General features: G+C 56.2%; 15 protein-coding genes. All 15 read left to right on the plus strand.

Going from position 1 to position 23,378, the window contains the following annotated elements; all coding sequences use genetic code 11:
• Window positions 1-110: 110 nt before the first annotated feature.
• The gene (locus DPQ64_RS11655) at window positions 111-3,710 is read left to right on the plus strand and encodes an Eco57I restriction-modification methylase domain-containing protein (protein ID WP_198662107.1); all 3,600 of its coding nucleotides are present in this window, start codon (window positions 111-113) and stop codon (window positions 3,708-3,710) included.
• Between the two features lie 9 nt (window positions 3,711-3,719).
• Complete coding sequence (locus DPQ64_RS11660) at window positions 3,720-7,220, plus strand: helicase-related protein (protein WP_115864505.1); 3,501 nt, start codon at window positions 3,720-3,722, stop codon at window positions 7,218-7,220.
• A 68-nt stretch (window positions 7,221-7,288) separates the two neighbouring features.
• A complete protein-coding gene (locus DPQ64_RS11665) occupies window positions 7,289-7,639 on the plus strand; it encodes a hypothetical protein (RefSeq protein ID WP_115864506.1) in 351 nt (116 codons plus the stop codon).
• A gap of 47 nt (window positions 7,640-7,686) precedes the next feature.
• Window positions 7,687-7,911, plus strand: a complete 225-nt coding sequence (locus DPQ64_RS19985) for a hypothetical protein (RefSeq protein WP_115864507.1) — start codon at window positions 7,687-7,689, stop codon at window positions 7,909-7,911.
• 162 nt (window positions 7,912-8,073) lie between these two features.
• Window positions 8,074-8,874: a BRCT domain-containing protein gene (locus tag DPQ64_RS11675; RefSeq protein ID WP_115864508.1), complete on the plus strand. Its 801-nt coding sequence runs from the start codon at window positions 8,074-8,076 to the stop codon at window positions 8,872-8,874.
• A gap of 66 nt (window positions 8,875-8,940) precedes the next feature.
• On the plus strand, window positions 8,941-9,489 hold the full coding sequence (locus DPQ64_RS11680; protein ID WP_115864509.1) for a TATA-box-binding protein: 549 nt from the start codon (window positions 8,941-8,943) through the stop codon (window positions 9,487-9,489).
• 151 nt (window positions 9,490-9,640) lie between these two features.
• Window positions 9,641-10,576, plus strand: coding sequence for a WD40/YVTN/BNR-like repeat-containing protein (locus tag DPQ64_RS11685; RefSeq protein ID WP_115864510.1), 936 nt, complete (start codon window positions 9,641-9,643; stop codon window positions 10,574-10,576).
• 460 nt (window positions 10,577-11,036) lie between these two features.
• Window positions 11,037-11,306 carry a hypothetical protein gene (locus DPQ64_RS11690; RefSeq protein WP_115864511.1) on the plus strand — a complete coding sequence of 90 codons (270 nt, stop codon included), beginning with the start codon at window positions 11,037-11,039 and terminating at the stop codon, window positions 11,304-11,306.
• Between the two features lie 161 nt (window positions 11,307-11,467).
• A complete protein-coding gene (locus DPQ64_RS11695; RefSeq protein WP_006187004.1) occupies window positions 11,468-11,809 on the plus strand; it encodes a pilin in 342 nt (113 codons plus the stop codon).
• Window positions 11,810-11,861: 52 nt separating this feature from the next.
• A complete protein-coding gene (locus DPQ64_RS11700) occupies window positions 11,862-13,622 on the plus strand; it encodes a hypothetical protein (RefSeq protein ID WP_115864512.1) in 1,761 nt (586 codons plus the stop codon).
• 182 nt (window positions 13,623-13,804) lie between these two features.
• On the plus strand, window positions 13,805-14,506 hold the full coding sequence (locus DPQ64_RS11705; RefSeq protein ID WP_198662108.1) for a hypothetical protein: 702 nt from the start codon (window positions 13,805-13,807) through the stop codon (window positions 14,504-14,506).
• A complete protein-coding gene (locus DPQ64_RS11710; RefSeq protein WP_115864514.1) occupies window positions 14,507-15,703 on the plus strand; it encodes a hypothetical protein in 1,197 nt (398 codons plus the stop codon).
• Between the two features lie 6 nt (window positions 15,704-15,709).
• Window positions 15,710-19,057, plus strand: a complete 3,348-nt coding sequence (locus DPQ64_RS11715) for a VirB4 family type IV secretion system protein (protein WP_115864515.1) — start codon at window positions 15,710-15,712, stop codon at window positions 19,055-19,057.
• Complete coding sequence (locus DPQ64_RS11720) at window positions 19,050-20,177, plus strand: hypothetical protein (protein WP_115864516.1); 1,128 nt, start codon at window positions 19,050-19,052, stop codon at window positions 20,175-20,177. Before DPQ64_RS11715 ends, DPQ64_RS11720 begins: the two co-directional genes overlap by 8 nt.
• Window positions 20,167-23,235: a TraM recognition domain-containing protein gene (locus DPQ64_RS11725; RefSeq protein WP_368276081.1), complete on the plus strand. Its 3,069-nt coding sequence runs from the start codon at window positions 20,167-20,169 to the stop codon at window positions 23,233-23,235. The genes DPQ64_RS11720 and DPQ64_RS11725 overlap by 11 nt, the downstream gene beginning before the upstream one ends.
• Window positions 23,236-23,378: the final 143 nt, after the last annotated feature.

Genomic DNA, 23,378 nt, shown 5'->3' on the forward strand with positions numbered 1-23,378 from the left:
GGTTCCGGATACGACGAGTATATCTCTAACTCTTAAGAGGGTTGACGAAGCATGGGTGATTATGTATTCCGATACGGGTTTCAAATCAACCTACGGTCATATTACTATCCATGTCTGACACTCAACTTGACGAGATTCGTCGCCAGCTCGATAAAGAACTCTCCTTAGAGAAGTTCGAAGATGATGCTCGGGATACTGAAGAGGCCGCTACGCAGTTCTTCCAAGATCTCTTCGTCCAACTGCTCAACTTCGACATGAGTGTCTCAGCAACTGGACAGGATACATGGCACGAGCTACCGGCACACAGATGGCGTGATAGTGCTCGGGCGAACGCTGCACGTCTATTCGCTGAGGCGAGGAACTTCCGCGTTGTCTACGTCGAACTTGATAGGCTGACCCGTACTGCCGAACGAAATGCTATCCAGAGTCTCACGCGCTCCGACCGAAGAGGAGGATGGGCTATTGAGGGGTCCTTCCTCACGGTTTTCCACGCACCTGACGAGGAAACCTGGCACCTTGTGACGCCCTATGAGGAAGGAACTGACGACATTACTACCGGACGACCGGTACTCCGCCGGTATACACTGGGCGAAGGAGAAACACACCGGACAATCGCTACTGCGCTCCAGGGCATGGATGCGAGCCAAGGACGGCTCGCAGAACGGATTGACGAGGCGTTCAGTGTCAAGCCGGTTACTGAGGACTTCTACGAGGACTACAAGAGCGTTTACGATACTCTTAGTGATGAACTTCGCAATAAGGGGCTTGACATCGAGGAAGCGGACCAGTACGCACACGTCACGCTGAACCGGCTGATGTTCTTCTATTATTTGCAGAAGAAGGGCTGGATCGGTGACCGGAAAGACTTCGTCCACTGGTTCCTCGAGCAGTACGAGGACTCTGCTGACTCGGAAGAATTACACGAAAAGTGGCTTTCAACCCTGTTCTTCGACGGGATGAATCAGCCGGCTGGCGAATCGATAGATGCTGATCTGCCAGAGCCTGTCGAAGAAGCGATCTCGGGGATCCCTTACATGAACGGTGGGCTGTTCCAATCCACAGGACTCGATAAAAACGATACGTTCCTCTCGGACGCTGCTCTGAACACGGTCATTCGTGGCTTCCTCGAACAATACAACTTCACCGTCACAGAAGAAAGCGCGTACGATATTGACGTCGCTGTTGACCCGGCGATGCTTGGCAAAATCTATGAATCTCTCATCGCGGAAGAAGATCGGGGAGATTCTGGTATCTTCTACACGCCTCGGACCGAGGTTGACCTTATGTGTAGGTTTGCAATTTACGAGCAACTGACCGAGGAAGCAGAGATCTCGTCAGATGCGGGTCGAAAGAAAATCACCGATTTTGTCTTCTCCGAACCGGACGCTTGGGAAGGGGGTGTAGAGGAAACGTCAACTCTCGAACAGTACCTCGAGGGACTGGATATCGTCGATCCCGCATGTGGTTCAGGTGCCTTCCTCGTTGGCATGGTACAGGTACTATCAGAGTTGTATCGCAAATGTGACACCGACCTCGGATTCGAGGAGAAACGGCGTATCATCAACTCAAACATCTATGGAGTCGATATCAAGGATTGGGCGGTGCGCGTTGCTGAATTCCGTCTTTGGTTGTCGCTCATCGAGACCTCGGATACGGTCCCAGACGAACAGCCCGTGCTTCCAAACTTCTCATTTAATCTTCAGACCGGCGATAGCATCATTCAGCGTGTAGGTGATCGCCGGATCTCTGTTCGATCTCTTATTCAGTCCCCGAGTGACGACGTACAGAGAGGACTCAGTGAGGTTGAGGAACTGAAACAAGGATACTTCGAGGGAGAACGGAGTGACGAGGACGCGATCAAACGAAGACAAACGGAGCTTCTGAAACAGCACATCTCGGAAGTCATTCGACGTAAGGATTCGGGGGAACAACAGACTCTAACCGGGGACGTAAGCGATTCCGAGACGGGTCGACAGACGCAGGTCGAGATCGAACGGCTGACTGAAGTTAAGGACCGACTCGATTCGTCTGGCAGTGAAGCGTTCTTCCTTTGGGAATTGAGTTTTTCCGAGGTTATGCTGAACGGGGGATTCGACATTGTTATCGGCAACCCTCCGTACATCGGGAACGAATTCATAACCGATCCGTCAATCGCTCAAGAGCGTCTTGACCAGATGGACGACGACCAGCGAGAAGAAATACAAGACAGATACAAGCAGCAACTAGGTGAGTACGTCGAAGAGACCTATGGATTTGAACCCGATGGGCAGAGCGATTACTATGCCCATTTCTTCTTTAAAGGATTAGAGATTCTCGATCAAAATGGGACCCTCAGCTACATTACTTCTGATAAATGGTTGGATCGAGGATACGGCTCTGATCTTCAGGAGGTCTTCCTGACCCACACCGATTTGAAATCAATCCTCGCAAACCGGACGAAGCGATCTTTCGAGGAAGCGGACATTACGACGGCAATTACGACAGTGGAGAAGCGCGACTCAGACGCCAGACAGCTTGGTGGGATGCCAAGATTCATTTCCTGTTCAGAACCTTATAGCCAGATTGTTACCACGGAGAACATCCCGTCGTTGCTCTATGGAAGCCACAATAAGGAAGCGGAATATCGATCCGAAACGCTCTATCTTTCCACTCAGCCGTACGCACGCGTCGTTTCTATCGATGCGGCGAGCCTATGGCAACTCGGTGGTGGTCAAATCAATGAAAACGGTATCGACAGTTCCGGGAAAGTAACTCCTCAGGGAAGCTACGACGGTGATAAGTGGGGGAGTATGTATATCCGTGCACCTGACACAGTCTTCGAGATCTTAGAAACGCAGGGCGACCGTGTACAGACACTGGAGAATTACGGCGTTACGAGCTATCTTAACACAGGTGGCGCGAAAAAGTTCTACGTCGTAGAGCGTGTTGAGGAGATAGGAGACGGCTTGTCCCGAATTCGGAATCGGGAATACGACGAAGAATTCGTGGTGGAGAATCAGTTCCTGAAACCGTTCCTCGGATCCCCAAGAGACACGACATCGCTTCGTATCACCACCGACGATCCCGGCGACGTTCGAATCCTATCAATCCCTCCAGAAACGGATATTGATTCGTTTGAAGTCCACGATTACATCCAGTTTGGCGAAGAGAAGGGTTACAGTGAACGGTCGGGTCCCAGTCGCCGTAGCCCTTGGTGGAAGCCCCCTTCCAAGGCGGCGAACGGGGCCAGCATTGTTCTGCCACGTACTCACAACGACAACCATCGGGCATTTTACAATCCGGAGAAAGTAATCACCGGTCGGTTCTACCGTGTGGATCCAGAAGATAGCGAGTACATATCCCTGATATTAAATTCCACGTTCGGGAGTCTCTTCTTCGAAATCTACGGAGATCCACGAGGCCAGGGAGCACTGGATCTCTACACTGGCGATTACGGGAAATTACCGGTAATCGAACCAGACACAGAAGGCGAATCCGTTCCGGACGCTGCCTTATCGATGCTCGACCGAGAGCCCGAATCAGTGTTCGAGGAGTTAGGAGCGGAAACTCCCGAAGCGGTTGAATTGGCGGGGGTGAAGGAAGACCGCCGGGAGCTCGATCGGTACGTAATGGCTGACGTGATTGGTCTCTCCGAACAGTCGCAGCTAGATATTTATAAAGGCCTGCTTAGACTTGTTGACGAGCGACTCAGTAAAGCAGATAGCGTCTGATAACAAATCATGAGTGATCTCAATATCATAGATAACCGTCGCTATTCACACCTCGATGAGGTGCTAAAGACGGGGCTGGACAACGACAGCGTAGATCGAGTTCGAATAGCGGTCGGGTATCTCTACATGAGCGGCCTCAAGCGCCTCCGACCCGAACTCGACGAGTTCCTCGATAACGGTGGCACGCTTCAGATCCTAATGGGAAATCCAGACCAGCAGGGGCTGGACGAACTTATCGAAGCCCACCAGAACCGACGTCTCACGGAAACGAAATTCCGACAGGCGAGTAACGTTCAATGGAGTGAACGTCCCGAAATTCGCGCCAATACTGCCGATAACTATTCGCATCAGCTACTCTACGAGGACCCGACGGCGGAGAATCAAGCGTTCTTCACGAAACTCGTAGACTGGCTGGAGCAGGGCCGCATTGAGCCCAAACTCTACCTAGAAGAGCGATTCCACGCGAAAGCCTACCTCTTCGAGAAGGACGAGGGTGACATCTTCGAGCCAAAAGACGTCGGCGTCGTCGGGTCATCGAATCTCAGTCTCAGTGGGCTTCACAGTAATACGGAACTCAACGCCCCGGTATACAACGAGAAGGTCCGACAGCTGAAGGAGTGGTTCGACGACCTATGGGACGACGCCGTCGAGTTCGATGCTGAACTCCTGGACGTGTTTGAGGACTCGTGGGTAGCGAATAACCCAGGCCATGTGACCAGCGAAGGCGACACTCCCGCAATTCCCGGTGATGAACTCCCGGACGATACCACCGAAACCCTTCAGGAGGTCAGCAGTGGGACTGGCCTACCGGCACCGTACATCGTGTACGTCAAAATCCTGTACGAGCTCTATAAGGAGACGTTGGAAACCGCCGAAGATTACCTCCAGTCGTTCGACGTCTACGAAGATCTCTACGACTTCCAGCAGTGGGCCGTGAACCGTGGCATCCGCATCGTCAACAAGTACGACGGCGTGGTCGTCTCCGACGTCGTCGGGATGGGGAAGACGTTCGTCGGGCTCGGTCTCCTCGAACACTTCCATGCCCGCAATCGATTGCGTGGTGAGAAGGGGAAGATGCTGATTATCTCCCCAAAGCATCTCCAGCCGATGTGGGAACGGATGGTCAACCGGCGCTACAACTTCAACGCCGAGGTCATCAGTCTCGGGCATGTCTCGAAAGAGGACTACCAAGAGGTCCTCTTGGAGGAACACGACGATACGACAGTCTGCCTTATCGACGAGGCCCATCACTTCCGAAACGACGACACAAACCGGTACGATAACCTCCAATCCTTCCTGCCGACGGTCAACCAGACCATCCTGCTGACTGCGACGCCGTATACGAAGAGCGCGTTCGACGTCTACAATCAGATTAAACTCTTCCACATTGAGGATATCACACCGATTCCGATTACGCCGCCGAACCTCCAGGAGTTCACGAAGCTGGCGGAGAATGGTGAGAAGGACCTGTCGAACCTGCTCAGCCACGTGATGGTTCGTCGGACTCGCCAGGACATCATCGACCAATACGGTGAAGAAGACGATGATGGACGAGAGTATCTTCAGATGGATGGCGAACGTCGATACCTCCCAGATCGCCACCTCCAGACGGTTAACTACAATCTGCACGACACCTATTCAACCGGTGATGGAGTCAGCAATTCGCTCTATGTCCCCATTGTGGATACTCTCGAGGAGCTCACGTTCGCGCGGTATTCGCTTGGCCAAGAGGACTATCTGAAGAACGAGTTCGCTCATCGCGATCCGTATCAAAATCTCTCGTCGATGGGGCGGAGCATTCGTGGACTAATGAAGTCCAACCTACTGAAGCGATTAGAGAGCAGCGTCCACGCGTTCTATACCTCGCTGAACCGAATGCTCCAAAGTTATCGGATATTCCGTGATCTCCTAGACGAGGGAACAGTAGCGGTCGGTAGCGATGTCTCGGAGCTAATCAACAGTGGCGAGCAGATCGATTATATACTCGAAGAAATCGACCAAATGGTAGAGGATGAGGAATATGCAGAGTACGAAACTAATGCATTTCATCTCGACGATTTAAAGCGCGATCTCGAAGCCGACATTCAGCTCCTCTCCGATCTCCAGTCGACACTCGAACCCTTCCACGAAGAGATCAAGCACGATTTCTCGATGGACGACAAAGCAGAGCAACTACGGCAGCTGCTCACCGAACTTCGCTTCGGATCACACGAAATCCTGGAACGCGGTGACAATGCCGAGAAACTCATTGTATTTACACAGTTCACTGATACCGTAGAGTATCTGGAATCTGCATTCGAACAGTTTCAGGATAACGGACAGCTCCCTGGCGATGTGCGATTTGCGAGTGCGAGCGGCGATTCCTCGAACGTCGAAGACACCATACAACGGTTCGCACCTGAGGCGAACGATGCTCGGGACAGCGTGGACCCAGGTGATGAGATCGATATCCTGTTCGCAACAGACGTCGCCGGCGAGGGTGTGAACCTTCAGGATGCCAATCTCGTCATCAACTACGATCTACACTGGAACCCGCTTCGTCTTATACAACGTATCGGTCGCGTTGATCGCCTTGGGAGCGGCCACGATCATATCTATGCGCTGAATTTCCTCCCCGAAACCGAACTCGAGGAGGAATTAGGGATTGTCGAACGAGTCGAGGGTCGTGTCCAAGAGATCGGCCGTGTCCTTGGGGAAGATGGGGCGATTCTGAGTCCGGAGGACAATATCAACCGGTCGTACATGGAAGATATCTATGCCGAGGAAGACATCGAGAAGGTCGAAGATGACGTGGACGAGATCATTGGCAGCGACGACCTGATTGGTCCAGCATCCAATCTCCAGGATCTTAAACGAAAGCACCCGGACTTGCTGACCTGGCTCGAAGACCGCGACGGCATCAGGAGTGCGATGGAGTGGAATCGAGACTACGATGGCGTTGTCATCGTATATCGGCAGGGTGAGTATACGACGCCGTACTTGGTGGCTTTCCCATCTGAGGGTGGAAAGTCCCTCGAATCAGAGGAGAAGGATGCTGTCGTTGAGACAGTTGTTTGTCCCGTTGACGAACCGGTTGCCGACGTAGATGCCGAGACCTTTGACGAACGGTACGAGCAAGCTGTCCAGGTCGCTCGAACGGAGTTCGGCGAAGACATGGGTGAACGACGTCGTTTCCAACAGGAGGCACAACGAGGAGCGAGTGTCGACCGTGAGTACGTCATTGAAGAGCTCGGGGAAATCTCGGCATCGGTCGAGAATCCTGATCAGCAGCGGACTCTCGCACGGTATCAGGATATAGTGGAGACTGTTTCAGCCGACCAGATTCTCGATGAATTTGGTACGCTTCGTGATGAAGGGGTCACTGGCGATGAACTCGTAGATGCAGTTGTAGAGATCATGTCCCGGTACAACCTCGAGGAGCGATATGAAGAGCGACAACAGTGGGCCGAAGAACAAGAGGAACCACCACACGTCGTGGCGGGGATGTATCTCAAGGGAAGCGCTGACTAAGCAGCTGGCACTGGCTGTTGCGCTACTCTTGCTGAAGTTCAAATAGCAATAGGAGCAAACTCCTAGATGTGACCGAACTGAGCCAGCTTCCCACGACAGAATCGGGACACGTAGTGAAACGGCACTCAATGCAGTGGCTGGAAGGATTGACAGAGCGAAGCGAGAAGGAGTTCAAAGCTGCAGTAGTGCCGAAGCCTGCCGAATTCTCCGGGAGTAAGTACCCAACGGAGATCTCGACTGTTCGGATTACAGGGGGACCAGAATTTATTGAAGCTGCTGGTAGCCTTCTCAAACCACTGCTTGATTTCGAGAACGATACAACTCGTGTGGAGATCAATCTTCAGCAGACAGAAGATCGGGACACTGGAAATTTGACCGATAACTACGCACTCTATATCTCGATAGCAGAGCGTGGATAGGCGTATTCAGCTGGTTTAAACCATAATAGCCGAAATACAAGGACGTCATGGAGAATATCGAGAAAGAGGATTGCGTCCGAATAGATATTCCCGATGAGACAGATCCTGATCATGGACATCACGGAAAACATGGCACAGTGGTTGACGTGCTCACTGATGATGCAGGACGTGAAACAGGAGACCCACGAGATTCACATCTCTACCGGGTGCGCTTAGAATCTGGAGAAATACTTGACATTCGGTGGCGTGACATTCGGCCACCGATTCAGTAACTGGATGTCGTCCTATGGTTGTTCTACAACTTTCACAAACCCCAAAGACGATATTATTTCGCGCACCGAGATTTATCGGTTCCATACGGTTGCGCTGGACGTCAACCGACATCAACGAGATAAAATTATAAAACCGTGCAAGAAATCTGAGTAGATATATCGATGACGAGCATTGAGGAACCAGACAATATTGGTGGTGCTGACATTCATCGTGCGTCTGAACTTGAGGGATGCAAGGTCGTATTCACCGGTCGACTCTCAGAAGTCACTCGATCTGAAGTGAAGACCCTTGTTGAAAACCACGGCGGAAAGGTCACGAACAACATCTCTCGTCAGAGCGACGTTCTCGTCGTTGGGGAGAATCCAGGCACTGAGAAAATCGAATTCCTCGATGACCACGATATCTCGACTCTCACCGAGGCCGAGTTCTACAGTTTGTTCCCGAGCCGCTTTGACGACGTGGATGGTGTTACAGCCAGTAAGCCAGCTCAGTCCACGTTACCCGACGATGAACTTGGCACACTTACTATCGAGATCGAACCCCTTGTCCTCCAGGTCGCTAAATTCGAAGCCGAGAACAAGGGTGAAAAGCTAAACTCGTTAATTGAACGTTCAACCCGAGGGCTTCTCAAACAGGTCATTGACGGAGAACCATTACGTATGGCCGAATTCAACGACAGGGAATCCCTCGATATATCACTACCGCAGAATCTGCTTGCAATGGTCGAGACGGCAGTCGAAACGACGCCAAGAGTGGAAACAGCAGAGGAGTTCGTCGTCAGAGCACTCCATTCGGAACTTGGATTCGAAGCTTCAGAGATGCAAGAGCTAACGTTGACACTTCCAGGGAGTATTGTTTCCTCCCTCAACTACCTCTCAGAGGCGGAGAACGATTGCGATGTGAACGAGCTTGCAGTTCAACTGCTCTATACTGGGCTGCCAGAACGTTTTAAGACCGAATAGAGTGAACCAACGACTGACACATTATATAGGGCGATAGAAGTATTCTCGACCACGAAGGTTTTCACAATGGTACAAGTCGTCAACGTCGTTGCGTCGGGGGCCTTAGACGTCGAACTCGATCTGGAGGTAGTCGCCCGAGACCTTGTCGATATCGTCAACTACGATCCCGAGCTATACCCTGGCGCCTACTTCCGGTTCGATGACGACGCGCCGCTGATAACACTGTACCGCACCGGGAAGTACATCATCACCGGAGCGTCATCGGAAGCCGAGGCTGGAAGATTCCGGAATGAATTCCTCGCCTTGTTGAATCGCCACGGGATCGTATCGGATGCTGATGATGCATGGTTCACAGTCCAGAACTACGTGTGTATGGCGAATATGGAGCGATCGTTCAATCTGTCAGCCCTTGCGATCGGTTTAGGGCTTGAGGTGACAGAATACGAGCCTGAGCAGTTCCCCGGCCTGGTGTACCGACCCCACGACCACGCATGCGTACTACTGGTCTTTGCCACTGGCAAAGTAGTGATCACTGGCGCTCCAGAGATTGCTGCGGCTGAAGCAGCCTTCTCGGCATTCCGTGAATCAATCGAAGCGCTACTTGCGGACGAGTGATCCTCTAATTCGCGGTTGTGTTAACCAACACAAACGAATTCCAGAGCCGGTTGTTGGTTAATCTGACACCACCGTAACTCGGTCCACATTCGAGGAACGACTCCCAACAAAACTCCCCGGAGGTTAATCAGACGGCGAACGTAAGCCAGCCATGGCAGTACTCATCGGTACTCGTGATGGCGTATTCCGCGCAACGACCATCCCCGTCGACGACGTCGAACAGGTACTTGATAGCGGCGACGTCCCGAGAGTCCGGACGTTTCCGGAAGTCGACGGCGTGTTCGCCGCCACCAAGACGGGGCTGTTTCGATCGATGGATGAGGGACAAACGTGGGCGGATCTCGGCGTCCCGCAGGAGGAGGTCTACTCGGTCGTCGCCAGTCCAGATGGTGAGCGGCTCTATACGGGCACCCATCCTGCACATCTCTACGTATCGACCGATGGCGGTGAGACGTGGGACGAGCTTGAAGGCTTTCAGGAGCTTCCGTCACGGGACGAGTGGCATACGCCGCGCCACCGCAATGAAGCCCACGTGCGGAGTCTCAGCGTGCATCCGGAGACGCCTGACCGCGTGATCGCCGGCGTCGAGGTCGGTGGCGTCCACATCAGCGAGGACCAGGGCGAGACGTGGACAGAGCGTCGCGACGGCGTCCACGACGACGTCCATCACGTGCTCGTCCTCGGGCCAGACGAGTACGTTGCCTCGTGTGGCGACGGGTTCTACCGAACGCGTGATGCCGGGCAGTCGTGGACGCGACTCGACACCGACCTCGATCATCGGTACTTCCGCGAGGCGTTCGCGTTCGACGGCCGCCTCTATGCTGCGGCAGCCCGAAACTCACCAGGGACGTGGAGCGGCGAAAATGGTGCTGACGCGATACTGGTGGAGTCGACGGATTTCGGCGAGACGATTGAGACCGTCTCTTACTCCGGTGAACCAGCCGAGGTCATCCTCGCGTGGACTGCCGTCGACGGGCGCGTGCTAGCGGGGACGAACGACGGTCGACTCATCAGCCGCGATGCAGACGGGACGTGGGCTGATGCTGGAATGATACCAGCGGGGATCCGATCGTTGGAAGTCTACTAAACAGAGCACTTCCTTGGTGATCCGTGATTTGAACGCGACTACCGTATTACGCGTAGTGATCGAGCAGTGCCCATTCATCACAGTGAGGGCATTTGTGCTTGGTGACGAGTAGACCCTTCGAGGGAAGATATTCGAAACAGTCCTCACAGGTGTAGTCGCCGCAATTATCGCAGCGATAGCCGTCGAAGATTCCACCACCACAATCACCGCATCTATCCATTGTATGACGCATTTCTTCTAGAGCGTCTTAACCTCCGGTGTAGAATACCTCCGCTATAGGATTCGGTACCCCGTACATCGTATTTCCGTATTGCTATTCCGCTATTCGAGAGAACACAATAGACGATTGTTATATAAGCCTCAATAAATTTATTCACCGAAGTCTTTCTCGTACAGAAAGCATATACAGGGCCAATCAACATCACAGATTATCGGTCAATCGCACATAACAAACTGACGAATGTCACGGAACACCGTCAACACCACTGTGTCGATCATGCCCGCCGATGCGTTATTCCTCAGCTGGGCAACCGGCATCAACGCATCCGGGCTCTTCCGTGAGGCATTGGCCGAGCAGATGGCTTACCGAGATATCGACCGCGACGAACTCTCGACGCTCACCGAGGAGGCGCTCACCGATACTGACCGAGACCTCGATGATCTCCTCGAACAGACCTCCAGCATGGAGGATATGAACGCCCTGCTCGAAGCAGACCCTTCCACCGACTAGCTCCCCAGAAAACGTCTATGAGTCAAGCACCCTCTGACCCCGCGAGCGATGCACCGTCAACTGAAACAGCCCCTACTGACGACCAGACCGCCGAGTCGACGATCAGCCACCGTCTCAAAACAGTCCTCGCCCGAGCGCCCCCGCGGTTTGTCTCCCTCACGATGGGGCTCGCGTTCCTCGTCGTCGCTGTTGGCCCGGCTGCCGCACAGAGTCAGGTCGGCGACGTGTACTGTAACACTGGCGTCGCGACAGGGATTGACCTCGTGTTCGGCGCGGTCGCTGGTCTCGGCCTTCCCGCAACCGGTTTCTACACCGGGAAGGCTGGCCTTTCGTACATGCGGGCCGGCGGTAACCCCGAGAAGAAAAACGATGCCAAGGAAAAGCTCGTCATGTCCGGCATCGGCTTCGGCATCGTCACCCTCGCACTCGTCTCGCCAGAACTCATCGACAAGGTCGGTAGCCAGATGGGATTCGGCTTCTCAGACTGCGTCAAACCATTTTAGGCCCATCTGAGATCGACAGCGAACTATCCCCGCGTCCCTTGCCCCGTACATCATGTACTCCCTCCGCACGATGGCTGCCGTGCTTGCCCTCTTTCTCGTGAGCAGCAGCGCTGTAGTTGTCGTTGCGGGAGGCATGGCTCCCGCCACAACACCCGATTCCGGATCCGCTGTTCCTGATGATGGTCCCGACTACGGCGTGAATAACAGTACGTTTCAGCGCCTCTGGTCCGAGGATGCCGACAACGGCAATCTCTCAGCCGACGATTTCGACGGTGCAAACGTTTCATCGCGTGCCGAGTTCGCACACCGACTTGCTCGGTCGACGGACATCCCGTTCGATCAGCCACCACAGGCTGCTGAGGACTGGAATAATGGAGATTTCGGTGATTACAGTCCTGGTAGCCGAGATTCATCTATCCATCCTGAAAGCGCAACCCTCGAAGACGGTGTGTACATAAAGGATGCGTATGTTAGCATCTTCGCCACCCAACCGTCGACGATCCTCCACCAAGGGAACGAGACGACGCAATACGTTGCCCCAGACGGCCAGGTCCGCGCACTCAGTGACTACCGCGTTGCTGTTCCCCAGGGTGATCAGAACGGGTCACAGCGAGAACACTGGTCGATCGACCAAACTAGTATCGAGTCTGTTGAGCTCTCCGCTGATGGACGAACCATCGACACTGGGAGCGGCCATCAGGCAACGCTCCAGTATACCGGCCTCTCGGGTTCGCCGCAGCTGACCGTCGAGGCCAATATCACGGTACAACTCCGTCACGTCACGCTGGATTGCCCAGACTGGAACTCCTCGATATCCAGTTGTGACGGGAATTGGAATCGCGATGTCGAAACCCCTGAAGCATCGAAAACGGTGTCGACATCACAGACAGTCGTTGTTAATCAGCTCTCCGGTATTTCTGGGAACCGCGTCCAGTTCGAGGCACACGAGAACCAGGTCGGCGCGGTCGTCCATCCAAACACTGAATGGTCGACGATTACGGTCGACGGCAACGTTCGGGCCCGAAGCAATTGGTGGTTCTACACGGCCGGCCGAGCCGGCTGGCAGACGATGGTCACAAGCACCGCGACCAACACGTCGCGTGCTGAGTCGTCGGTACGTCCCGTCCAAGTTCACGCATTCCCGAGCCAGCAAGCACCGTACGTGCCGACTGAACCGACCGACGCCGGGAAGCGACCACTCGCCATCGAGGAAACGTGGGGGACAGAGCAGTCAGGGCCATCGCTGCCGGCGAATATTGACCTCGAGTCTGCCAATCCGTACGTGAACGCAGATTCGATAGCTGTGAGTTCTACAACTCTCGACAAGAGCGCCTTCAGCGAGGTTACGGTCCAGGGCATCGTCCGCGGGCAATCACGAACGGTTTCGCTCTCCGAACAACAGACCGTCCGCGAGACGAATCTCACCTTGACCGTCACCGAAGCCAACGCTACCCACGCGGTCGTCCGGGCGATGGTCACGGAGAACGCGACCGATGACGCTGTCACGACTGGCCGCGTGACAATTCGGAACCAGACCGCGGCGCTCAACAGCAGCGGAATGGCCGTCGTTACCATCTCGAATCCGTCCCTGCTCGTTCGAGGCCAGTACACCTCGGATGCTTGGTGGCGGACTGACCAGCCCTATGCAGCGTCGGAAGATGTCGCGAAGACCCCTGCGAACTTCCCCGACGTCCAGACCCTTATCCAGCTCGTCGTCGTGACAATTCTCTGGTTCATCCCCGTCGTAGTCCTGGTCTTCGGCTTTGACTATATGACCGGAGGCGCGCTGCTTGGACTCACAAACCGAACATGAACGAAAATACAAGCTCATCCAGTCACGAGAGGTGTATCGACCGTCGAACAGTCCTTAGTGGACTCAGCGGAGTCCTCGTTGCGCTCGCTGGCTGTTCCTCCTCGCCATCCGATACTAACAGCCCTAGTTCCGGGACATCGCCACCTCCCGAAGGTGAAACCGATACCTTTGCGAGCGTCGCGATGAACGAAACCGACCTCGTCGTTGAACTCGCCAGCGACACCGACGTGGATTCGGTGAATCTCATCAACCCGAATGGTGAGATGAATTCGCTTCAGCGGGTCCAAGAGGGAGCGACACAGGTCACATTTCAGCTGCTCGGTGAAGCTGAAGACGGGTACACGCCTGGTGACTACCGCGTCGTCGCTGTCGCTGATGACGAGACAATCGGCGAGACGACGATCTCCCTCCAGCCCGAGGTCACGATTACAGATGTCATGTGGGCGCAGAACCACCCAGATCTAAACTGGGATAAAGACCGGTCAACGTGGCGGCAATTCGCCGCTCTTACTGTCGAGAACACAGGGAATGCGCCGACGTATCTCACGGCACTTCAGTGGGCAAATTCGCCGCATACCAAGGTATCTCCGTCGGAGACGCTGACGCACAATCCTACTACCCTCATACCTCCTGGAGAGACAACTATCTACTCTGCCGCTCCGATATATCAGACGGAAGATCCTACTGGTGTTCACGGGGCCATCGATTGTGGCAACCTGGAAACGGATACGCTCACCGTCACAGGAGTCGTCCAGGCCGGGACGAATCCGTCGTACTCACAGACAATCGAGTATGGTGGGGCGAAATACTCGTGTGAACTAACCATCGTGGACGGCAGCCCGACTGAATCGTCCCAAACGACATCGAACGAGAGTGATACCTGAATGGGGTGGATGGAAGAGCAGGTTGAGGACGCCATCGAGAATGTACTCACGAGCATTAAAGAAGCGCTCCTTGGGTTCGCGAATGACATCTTCGAGGCACTTCTCAATCCGATTGTCGGTGTCCCTGCGCCGGAATCCAGCTCCCGGTACATCGTCGTTGGCACACCGGATAATGATCCATGGCAGAGCCTGTACGCGGACTTTTACGTATCGTACATCCTGCCGTTGACGATTATGTTACTGGTCGTCGGGCTCGCGTACATCGGCCTCCGGTCGGGATCGATCAGTAGCTACCGTCGCAAGCGGCTCCTCCGACGTATCGGTCTCGTGTTCATGGGCACGTTTGTCTGGTTCCCGCTTGTGTCGCTCCCGCTCCAGTTTGTCGATGCACTGGGACTCACGCTTGCCCCGATCGACAGTATGTCGGCCGGATTCGGGAGTCTCATCGAATCAGCAGTCGGTGGCCTCTTCGTCGTTCTCGCCATGGTGATCATCTCGAACTTTCTGCTCATTGTCGCTGCCATCGTCTACGGTCTTCGCTGGCTGGGAATCCTCGTACTGACGCCGTTGATGCCGTTGCTCGGCGTCTTCTGGGCCCTCGACGTGTGGCCGCTCAGTCCGGCCTCGGAGATCGCTCGCCGCGCTGCTGGCATCTATCCTGGTCTCGTTCTCGCGGGACTTCCTGCTGCAGTCCTCTTCCGAATCGGCTGGCAGATGAATCTCACAGCGAGTGCAGACGGAATCTTCTCGCTATTCCTCGGGCTCGTGCTCATCCCGGCGGCCTGTCTCGCCTCGATAATGACCGTCTACTGGTCTGCCCCTGCGGTCCAGACAATCGCCCGACAGGGAGCGGGAAAGACGAACCCCGTGGCTGCCGCCTCAGCTGCGAAGAAAGGCACCGGGAAATCGGTTCGCGGTGCCCGCAACGTCCATCGAGGGTACGCGCAGAACGGCCACGGGCCGGTGACAAAGAGCGGGCAGACCCAGCTCGGTAGCGGTGACTCAAAAGCCTACAAACTCGGCTCGTCTGCGCAGTCAACGAAAGACCACGCAGGCCGCTACAACAACCTCCGGAAATCGAGGACGGGGCGTATGCGCGATAAGACGAAAGAAGACGTGAATCAGGCCACACAGGCGGCGAAGGCCCGGTCGAAGCAGGCGTTCAGGAACACGAAAAACAAGGTTTCGCGGTGGTGACGATTCATGAGTACAAACACTGACGATCACGAGTACAGCGCACGACGAATTCATCAATCTCTCGGCGGGACGACCGCGTTCTTCCAGGGGTATACCATCGGCGAGATCATGCTGTTCGTCGGCGTGGCGTTCGTCACGCTCATCGGCGCAGCACTCGTCCCGGCTACCTTCACGATCCCAATCCTCGGGTTCGGTATTATGCTCGGACTCCTCCTGGGATTACTCCACAAGGTGAAGCCCTCCTACCTCTGGCTGACCGAGTGGCTGGCCGCCCGGCTCGGCTGGGCGGTCAAGAACAAGGAGTACACGCACGGTGAGAATAACAGCGAGGTCCGCTACTTGACCCGCGTTGGGCAGGTCTTCCCGCACGCCATCGAGCGGTCAGACGGCGCGCTCGTCGGCGCAATGAAAGTCGAACCGGCGAATATGGCGCTCGAAGACGACGAGGCGTGGGCGAAAGCCGTCCAATCACTCTCCGAGTTTGTCAACGCGACCATCGACTTCCCCGTGAAGTTCTATCTCACTAGCCGGGAAGTCGACCAGGACGATGTCGTCCGCGACCACCAGCGTCGCCTCGGTGACGCCGACGTCCGCTCGCGGCCCGTCCTCAAACGGCTACTCGAAGAGTACATCACCACCAACACTGACCAGAACGGCGATATCGACTCCGAAAGCACGACCATCCGCGAATACTACATCATCACCGCCGTTCGCGACGCCGACGTCGAACAGCTCGACGAAACCGGTGACAGCGTCCTCGCCTACCTCGCCGACATCCCTGTCCTGGGGCGCGTGTTTGGTCGATTCCAGTCCGACGGTCTCTCCGAGGCCGAACGCGACCGCCTCAAAGAAGACAAGCTAGAGTCCCGCCTCGGCCAGATTCGCCGCGGGGGGTCCTCGCTCTACCGCTGCTCAGTCAGCCCGGTCGACGCCTACGATCTCACTCGTGTGACCAAGGAATACTGGACGGGGCACACCGAGGAATACGGCGATATCACTGACGCAATCGGCACGTTCCCGGTCGTCGCACACGGCATCAGCGATGACGTGCCGTCGACGCCCGACCCGGATGACGTCGTCGATGCAATTGACAACGGCCAGTACAGCAAACGCGACACTACGACCAACAGTCACGACCAGGAGAGCGACAAGTGGGACGTCTCCGTCGATGACCTTGATGGTGAGGACAGCAAGGCGTCAGAAACGGATGACGAGACGGATATCGCCTACGAGGACCGGCTTGACGACACGTCGACGATTCACCAATCAATTATCGCGCCGTCGACAGTCGACTGGGAAACGACCTACGCCGTCATCAACGGCGAAACGTACGTCCGGACGTTCTGGATCGAGCAGTTCCCGGAGAAACCTGCCGACGGGATGCTCGAGCGATTGCTGCTGGAGACTGACCTACAGACGGACATCAGCATCCATCTCGATCCGTTTGACAACCAGTCGGCCGAGGACATGATGGCCGACTGGATTTCGGATTTGAAGGTCAACCAGCACGACTCGAACAGCCTCAAAGCCGAAGACCTCCAAGACGACATCGACCGTGGGAAATTCATGCGGTCACTCGTCCGGGCGAACAAAGCGTCGTTCTACCGTGGCGGCGTCTTCATCCGGCTTTCTGCCGAGAGCAAGCAGGAACTCGATAACCAATCGACGCGCCTGCGCTCGATTGTCAAGGACGCGCCAGCGAACTGTACGCTCAAGGTGGCGAACCGCTGGCAAGAGAAGGGCCTTGCGACTGTCTCACCCCTCGGTCGGAATGAGCTTGGTCGTGATCGGATGTCGACACTCACGAATCAGGCGGTCGGCGCGATGTTCCCCTTCTCATCGAACTACATGATGATGGACGAGGGCGTCGAGTACGGCTACCACGGCCACAACGGGTCACCCGTCCAGATCAATCCCTGGGAGCTCGAAACCGGCCATAGCGAACTCGTCGTCGGAATGCCCGGTGCGGGGAAGACGTTCGGGGATATCATGCGCCACCTGCGGATGATGAAGCGCCAGCAGGAGACGATGCTCGTGATGATCGACCCGGTTGGTGGGTTCAAAGGCATCGCCGACGCGCTGAACGCGAAGACGATCTCTGTCGGGGGCGACACACAGCTGAATCCCCTGGAGATCCGTGAGACGCCCCAGGAGGTGCTCGAATCCGAGGACGGTATCTCACCGTTGTCCGCGAAGAAAGACGAGATCTACGCCGTCCTCGAGAACTTCCTGACCGCTCGCGATATCAACCTCGGAACCGAAACGGGCGTTCTCTCGTACGTCATCGACGAGGCGTACCGACAGGCCGGTGTCGTCGAGGACGACGTCAGCACTCACACCCCGGAGAACTCGCCGACGATGACGGACGTCCATCGTATCCTCGCGGATGTTGCCGACCATCCCGACGAGCACAACATCGCAGCGTCCGAATCTGCCCGCGAGCGCGCCGCAAAGTACGCCGACGAGCTCGCCATTGCATTCCAGCCGTTCCGTGATGGTGGCGCGTACGCCAACCTCTCTGAACGGTCGGAGATCGACATCCTCGAAGGCGACAACAAGGTCGTTTACATCGATCTCGGGCAGATCGAGGGGAGTGCGTCGGGAATCGACCGCCAGACGTTCCTGATGCAGCTGCTCTTGTCGACGGTCTACCAGCAGGCGAAAAAGACCGATCGAAACGTCGAACTCGCCATCGACGAGGCCCACTATCTGTTCGAGGATCAGGCGAATCTCGATTTCCTCGAAACGGCGTTCCGCCACCAGCGCCACGCCGGCCTGCGGATGGTACTGCTGTCCCAGACTGCCCAGGAGTTCTACGAGACCGACCAGGCCGAGAAGATTCTCGGTATGTGCCCCATCAAAGTCTTCCACAAACTGCCCGACTTGGACGACGAGACAGCCGACAAGGTCGGGCTCACGCGCGAACAGCGCCAGTACGTCCGTGGGGCCGACGCAGGCAAGGAGGACCTCGGATACAGTCAGGCACTCGTCCGTGTCGAAGAACACGGCACGTACCCGCTGCACGTCGTCGCTGACGAGTTCGAAAAGCGCGTCATTGACTACGAACCCGACGATCGCGAGTTCATCCAGCAGACCATTAGTGCTGAGCCCGAGGACCTCGTCGACTTCGAGGGGTTCGTGGAGGATCAGGCGCAGATGAACGCGCTCACCAACCGTTACGACCTCTGCGAGGAAGAGGCCACTCGCATTCTTGATGAGGGGTTCACCGAGGACGAGCTCATCGAAGCGGTCGTCGCGAACGCACGGCGGAACGGTACGGTAGAGACGTCCGCCCTCGCTGACGGTGGAGACGACGCTGTCCAGTCCAATGAGGAGGGCACCGACGATGTTTAGTCAACTCCTGGGTGGCAACCCGCAGTACGACGCAACACAGCTGGAGTTCGAAGAGCCGTTCGTCCAGCACCCGGAGAGTGCGCCGGGTATCCTGCTCAGGATTCGTCCGTTCAAAGAGAATCAGGGAGTCGTCGACGGTGCCGGACTGCTCCAGTCAGTTCACGACGTGACGACGAACTTCCGGGGGAAGAACACGAGCGACCACCACTCCTTCGAGGTCTGGTTCGACGAGGGGAAGATCAAGTTCTATATGCACGCTGCGACCGAGGCGGCCGCCGACAAGTTCCGCCGCCGTGTCGGGAACAACTACGCCAACAGCGAGGTCTTCCCCGTCGAGGGAGGATCTGCCTTCCCCGTCATCGAGCCCGACGAGTACGTCGCCGGTGCGTGGCTCGAAATGGAGAAGCTCCCCTATTACCCGATTCGCCACCACAACAGCGAGGAGTGGGAGACGGATCCATATGGCGAGATCACGAGCGAGATGCTCTCGCTCGACGACAGCAAGGTTGTCACGCAGGTCGTCTTTCGACCGGCCAAGCAGTCCTGGACCGGTGGCGACCGGTTCAAGCACAACAGCGTCGACGACCTCGCCCACGCGCTTCGACAGGGAACGTCGGTCGGCTGGCTCAATCCCCGCACGCGGCCAGCGAGCGAGAAGGACAAGCAAGCGGCGAAAACCATCGAGCAGCAGCGCGGCCAGCAGGCGTTCCACGTCAACATCCGTGTAGTCGCGATCTCATCAGATAAGGACGAAGCCGAGGCCCGTGCCCGTGGGGTGGCCGGGATGTTCAGAAAGTACTACAACGCGATCACCGAGCAGGGTCTCGACGATACGCCGGTGTGGCATCGGAAGGACGGCAAGCGTGCAAGTCAACTCCGTCAGCACGTCACCCGGATGGCCGATCGCGAATGGACCGACCGGCGCATGATCATGACCGTCGACGAACTTGCCGGCGTCGCCCACATCCCGAACAACGAAATCGAGACGCCGAACATCGACTGGCGCTACACGCAACGCGGTGACCGCGTGCCCGCCGACGCAGGCCAATACGAACCGCCCACCGACAGCGGAGATGCCAACGAACGCAATGCTGACAACAGAGGACACAATGGTGTTTGACCGATTCTTCAACAGTAGCGACTCTGAGGAGTCACCCCCAGCGTCCGAGAAGCCCACAGAAGACGAGGAAGTAGGTTCCAATTCACAAACCAACGGAGACGCGCGTTCAACGTCCGATTCACCAGCGGCTTCCCAGACCCGGCTCGGCGAGACATACAATATCAGTGAGCTGGACACAGCCTACATCGGTGGGAAGTCCGTCATCACCGAAACGGCCAGTGAGGGAACTGTCGCAGGTTCGCACGTCCGCGAGATGTTCGAATCAGGTGTCGACACCTCGCCCGCCCCGCTCTGGATTGGCTACGACGAGGACGCCCAACGTGGATTCCGTGAAGCACCGCTCCGCTTCGAGTCGCTGTTCCGGCATATCTGGATTACGGGCACCACCGGCTATGGGAAAACCACGGAGCTCCTGAACATGATGGTCCAATGGGCGTATGCAGGCTATGGCTTCGTATACTTCGACCCGAAAGGTCGTGACTCCCGCGAACTCCTGCGGAAGCTCCCCGAAGACCGTCTGGACGACGTCGTCTGGATCGAGCCAGGATCGTCAGAACACAATAAGACGGTCGGGCTGAACTTCCTCGAGGTTCCCGATTGCAACACCGAGGAGGAACGCGAAAACGAGATTGAGAATCGCATTGAGAATCTGAAGGCGATATTCGATACGGACGAGTACTGGGGGATCAACATGGAGTCGATCACCGAGTCGATGGGGCGAGCGATGATGCAGTCCGAGAAACCGTTCTCGGTGATCGATATGTACTTCACCCTCTTGAACGCCGAGCGACGCGAAGAGTTTGCTCTCGACGTCGACGACCCCTATGTGCGTGAATTCTGCCTCGAAATCGCACGGATGGACGACGAGACAGTCCGACCGCTGCTCAAGCGGATCAAATCGTGGGTCGAAAATTCGGTCATCCGGCGAATCATCTCCCACCGCGAGAGCACGATCGATTTCCGCGACATCATCGACAACGACCGAATCGTCATCGTCCGCACGCCCGTCGAGAACACGGACATCAAGAAGATGGTCACGCTCGGTGTAATGCGGAACCTCTGGAGTGCAATTCAGCAACGGTCATACGAACGTGATACTGACCCAGACCCCTATTTCGTCCTCTGCGACGAGTTTGACGACATCGCTAGCGACAATCTCGATATCGAATCGATGCTCGCCCGCGCCCGGTCGATGCGTCTCTCCGTGACGCTTTCCTCCCAGTACCCGTCGCAGTTCGACGAGGATACGCTCAAGGCGATGCAGAACAACTGCGACAACCTCATCGCCTTCTCGGTGAACGACGTCGACGACGCCCAGCTCTTGATGAAGCGGTTCCGAGACTACACGGCAGAGGACCTCATCTCGACCGACCAATACCAGGCCTGGACGAAACTGCCACTTGACGGCGGGCGGTACTCCGAGCCCGTCCTTCTCCGCTCGTTCCCGCCGTATCCACCGCTTCGGTCGGCTGATGCGGTCGACGATATCATCGAGCAGAGTTTAGACCGGTACGGGACCGACCCGCTGACCGACGCTGAGATTATGCAGAACCTCATCTACAGCGACGCCAACGAAGCAGTGAACCCGACGAAGATACTGGATGAAACGATGGCGGAGGCGATTCGCGCAGTGCAAATACGGGAGGACGTACGGACGGAGAACGGTTGGGTAGACGTCACCGCCGTCGACGAAGAACTCTCCGTACGCCTTGGGAACAGCCATCCCGACATTAACTTTGAGTACGAGGACTTGCCGGACGTGCGTGAAACGTCACGGTTGCTCGAAGTCGAACTGAAGAACGACGACATCGTCGCCCGTCTCTCCGACGAGGGGGAAACGACGGTACAACCTGAGACTGGGGCTGTCGGATCGGCAGGAGGAACGAGCCACGATGCAGTACTCATGGATACCGAGACGGCGCTCACCGAGCGCGGGTTTAGCGTCGATATCCTCGAACAGGACGGGAGCGAGCAACCCGACGCCACCGCGACCCACCCAGACCACGACGGCGTGTTCAATATCGAGGCCGAGACGACGACACCTGACCGACCCGCGAAAGTCTTGCAGAACCTCAAACGAGCCCACGAGGCCGACCGGATACCACTCTTCGTCGTCCGTCCTGGTGATTCCGACACGAAGTGGGCCAAGCGAATCGAGAACATCCTCTCGCCGCCGCTGAAAGAGCGGGCCGACGGCACCGAGCAGTTCTATAATCGCGACGAGATCGTGATGTTCGGCGGTGGCGCGACGGCTCACGGTGGGGTAACCGCTGTTCGGCCACGCACCGCAGACACAAATCGGACTGTCTGGACGCGAGACGCTGACGAGCGCGTGCTTTCAGACGGCGAGATGGAGTTCGCTCGCGTTCCAGACGAGGGAACGCTTTCCAAAGACGGCGTTCCGGCCTACTACAGCCACGACCGAGAAACCGGCCAGTACACCGTCCACAAACCCGGAGATACCTGCGTCTATGACTCGAAAGACGGTTTCGAGGCGGATTGGACCCCGATTAAACGCCCATTCATCCCCGACGTCGATCTACCAGATGCAGACGTTTCGCGCGACAGCTACATCATACTGATTCTCCCAGCCGACGGCAGTCCCATGATTTTCCAGCATGGCGAGACGTATGCGCTGTCCGAGAACCCCGACACCGAGGAGCTGTGGCCGGACGATTCCACCGGTGATTCAGGCCGGGTCGAGGTTTCGACGACCGACCCTATTGGGGATGCTCCACTAGATGCCGATGCATCTGATTCGCCATCGAAAGACGAATCGATGGACATCGACCCGGACGGCGACGGTGTTGAAGCGTTTACAGCGATGTACGTCAGGCAGGCCGATGGAGCCAAAGTTCCACAGGATGATCTGTTTCAGGCGTACGCCACCTGGACTGACCAGCACGAGATCGACGGGACAACCAAGGGCTGGTTCACCCGGAAGTTGCGGAACGTCGTCGACCTCGATACCGACCGGTCCAGAGTGGACGGTGACCGCGTACAGTTCTACATCGGGCTCACCCTGACAACAGAGGGGAAGAAACTCCTCGACCAATGATATACACCAGAAATATGATATACTGTAATAGCGATTCTAAGGGTATTCCTGTTCGATGGCATCTAGTCTGCGATTCTCTCCGAAATAGCCCCCAACACAGCCAGAATCCAGCATTTGCTTCACCTGTCCACGCAGACTGTCCA

Source organism: Halorussus litoreus (assembly GCF_003382685.1).
GTDB lineage: Archaea > Halobacteriota > Halobacteria > Halobacteriales > Haladaptataceae > Halorussus > Halorussus litoreus.

What these genes read in the sequence shown, in the direction of transcription:
- DPQ64_RS19985 (WP_115864507.1), top strand. Translation starts at nt 7,687, where the DNA reads ATGGAGAATATCGAGAAAGAGGATTGCGTCCGAATAGATATTCCCGAT.
- DPQ64_RS11690 (WP_115864511.1), top strand. Translation starts at nt 11,037, where the DNA reads ATGTCACGGAACACCGTCAACACCACTGTGTCGATCATGCCCGCCGAT.
- DPQ64_RS11660 (WP_115864505.1), top strand. Translation starts at nt 3,720, where the DNA reads ATGAGTGATCTCAATATCATAGATAACCGTCGCTATTCACACCTCGAT.
- DPQ64_RS11705 (WP_198662108.1), top strand. Translation starts at nt 13,805, where the DNA reads ATGAACGAAACCGACCTCGTCGTTGAACTCGCCAGCGACACCGACGTG.
- DPQ64_RS11695 (WP_006187004.1), top strand. Translation starts at nt 11,468, where the DNA reads ATGGGGCTCGCGTTCCTCGTCGTCGCTGTTGGCCCGGCTGCCGCACAG.
- DPQ64_RS11725 (WP_368276081.1), top strand. Translation starts at nt 20,167, where the DNA reads ATGGTGTTTGACCGATTCTTCAACAGTAGCGACTCTGAGGAGTCACCC.
- DPQ64_RS11655 (WP_198662107.1), top strand. Translation starts at nt 111, where the DNA reads ATGTCTGACACTCAACTTGACGAGATTCGTCGCCAGCTCGATAAAGAA.
- DPQ64_RS11685 (WP_115864510.1), top strand. Translation starts at nt 9,641, where the DNA reads ATGGCAGTACTCATCGGTACTCGTGATGGCGTATTCCGCGCAACGACC.
- DPQ64_RS11700 (WP_115864512.1), top strand. Translation starts at nt 11,862, where the DNA reads ATGTACTCCCTCCGCACGATGGCTGCCGTGCTTGCCCTCTTTCTCGTG.
- DPQ64_RS11710 (WP_115864514.1), top strand. Translation starts at nt 14,507, where the DNA reads ATGGGGTGGATGGAAGAGCAGGTTGAGGACGCCATCGAGAATGTACTC.
- DPQ64_RS11715 (WP_115864515.1), top strand. Translation starts at nt 15,710, where the DNA reads ATGAGTACAAACACTGACGATCACGAGTACAGCGCACGACGAATTCAT.
- DPQ64_RS11675 (WP_115864508.1), top strand. Translation starts at nt 8,074, where the DNA reads ATGACGAGCATTGAGGAACCAGACAATATTGGTGGTGCTGACATTCAT.
- DPQ64_RS11680 (WP_115864509.1), top strand. Translation starts at nt 8,941, where the DNA reads ATGGTACAAGTCGTCAACGTCGTTGCGTCGGGGGCCTTAGACGTCGAA.
- DPQ64_RS11720 (WP_115864516.1), top strand. Translation starts at nt 19,050, where the DNA reads ATGTTTAGTCAACTCCTGGGTGGCAACCCGCAGTACGACGCAACACAG.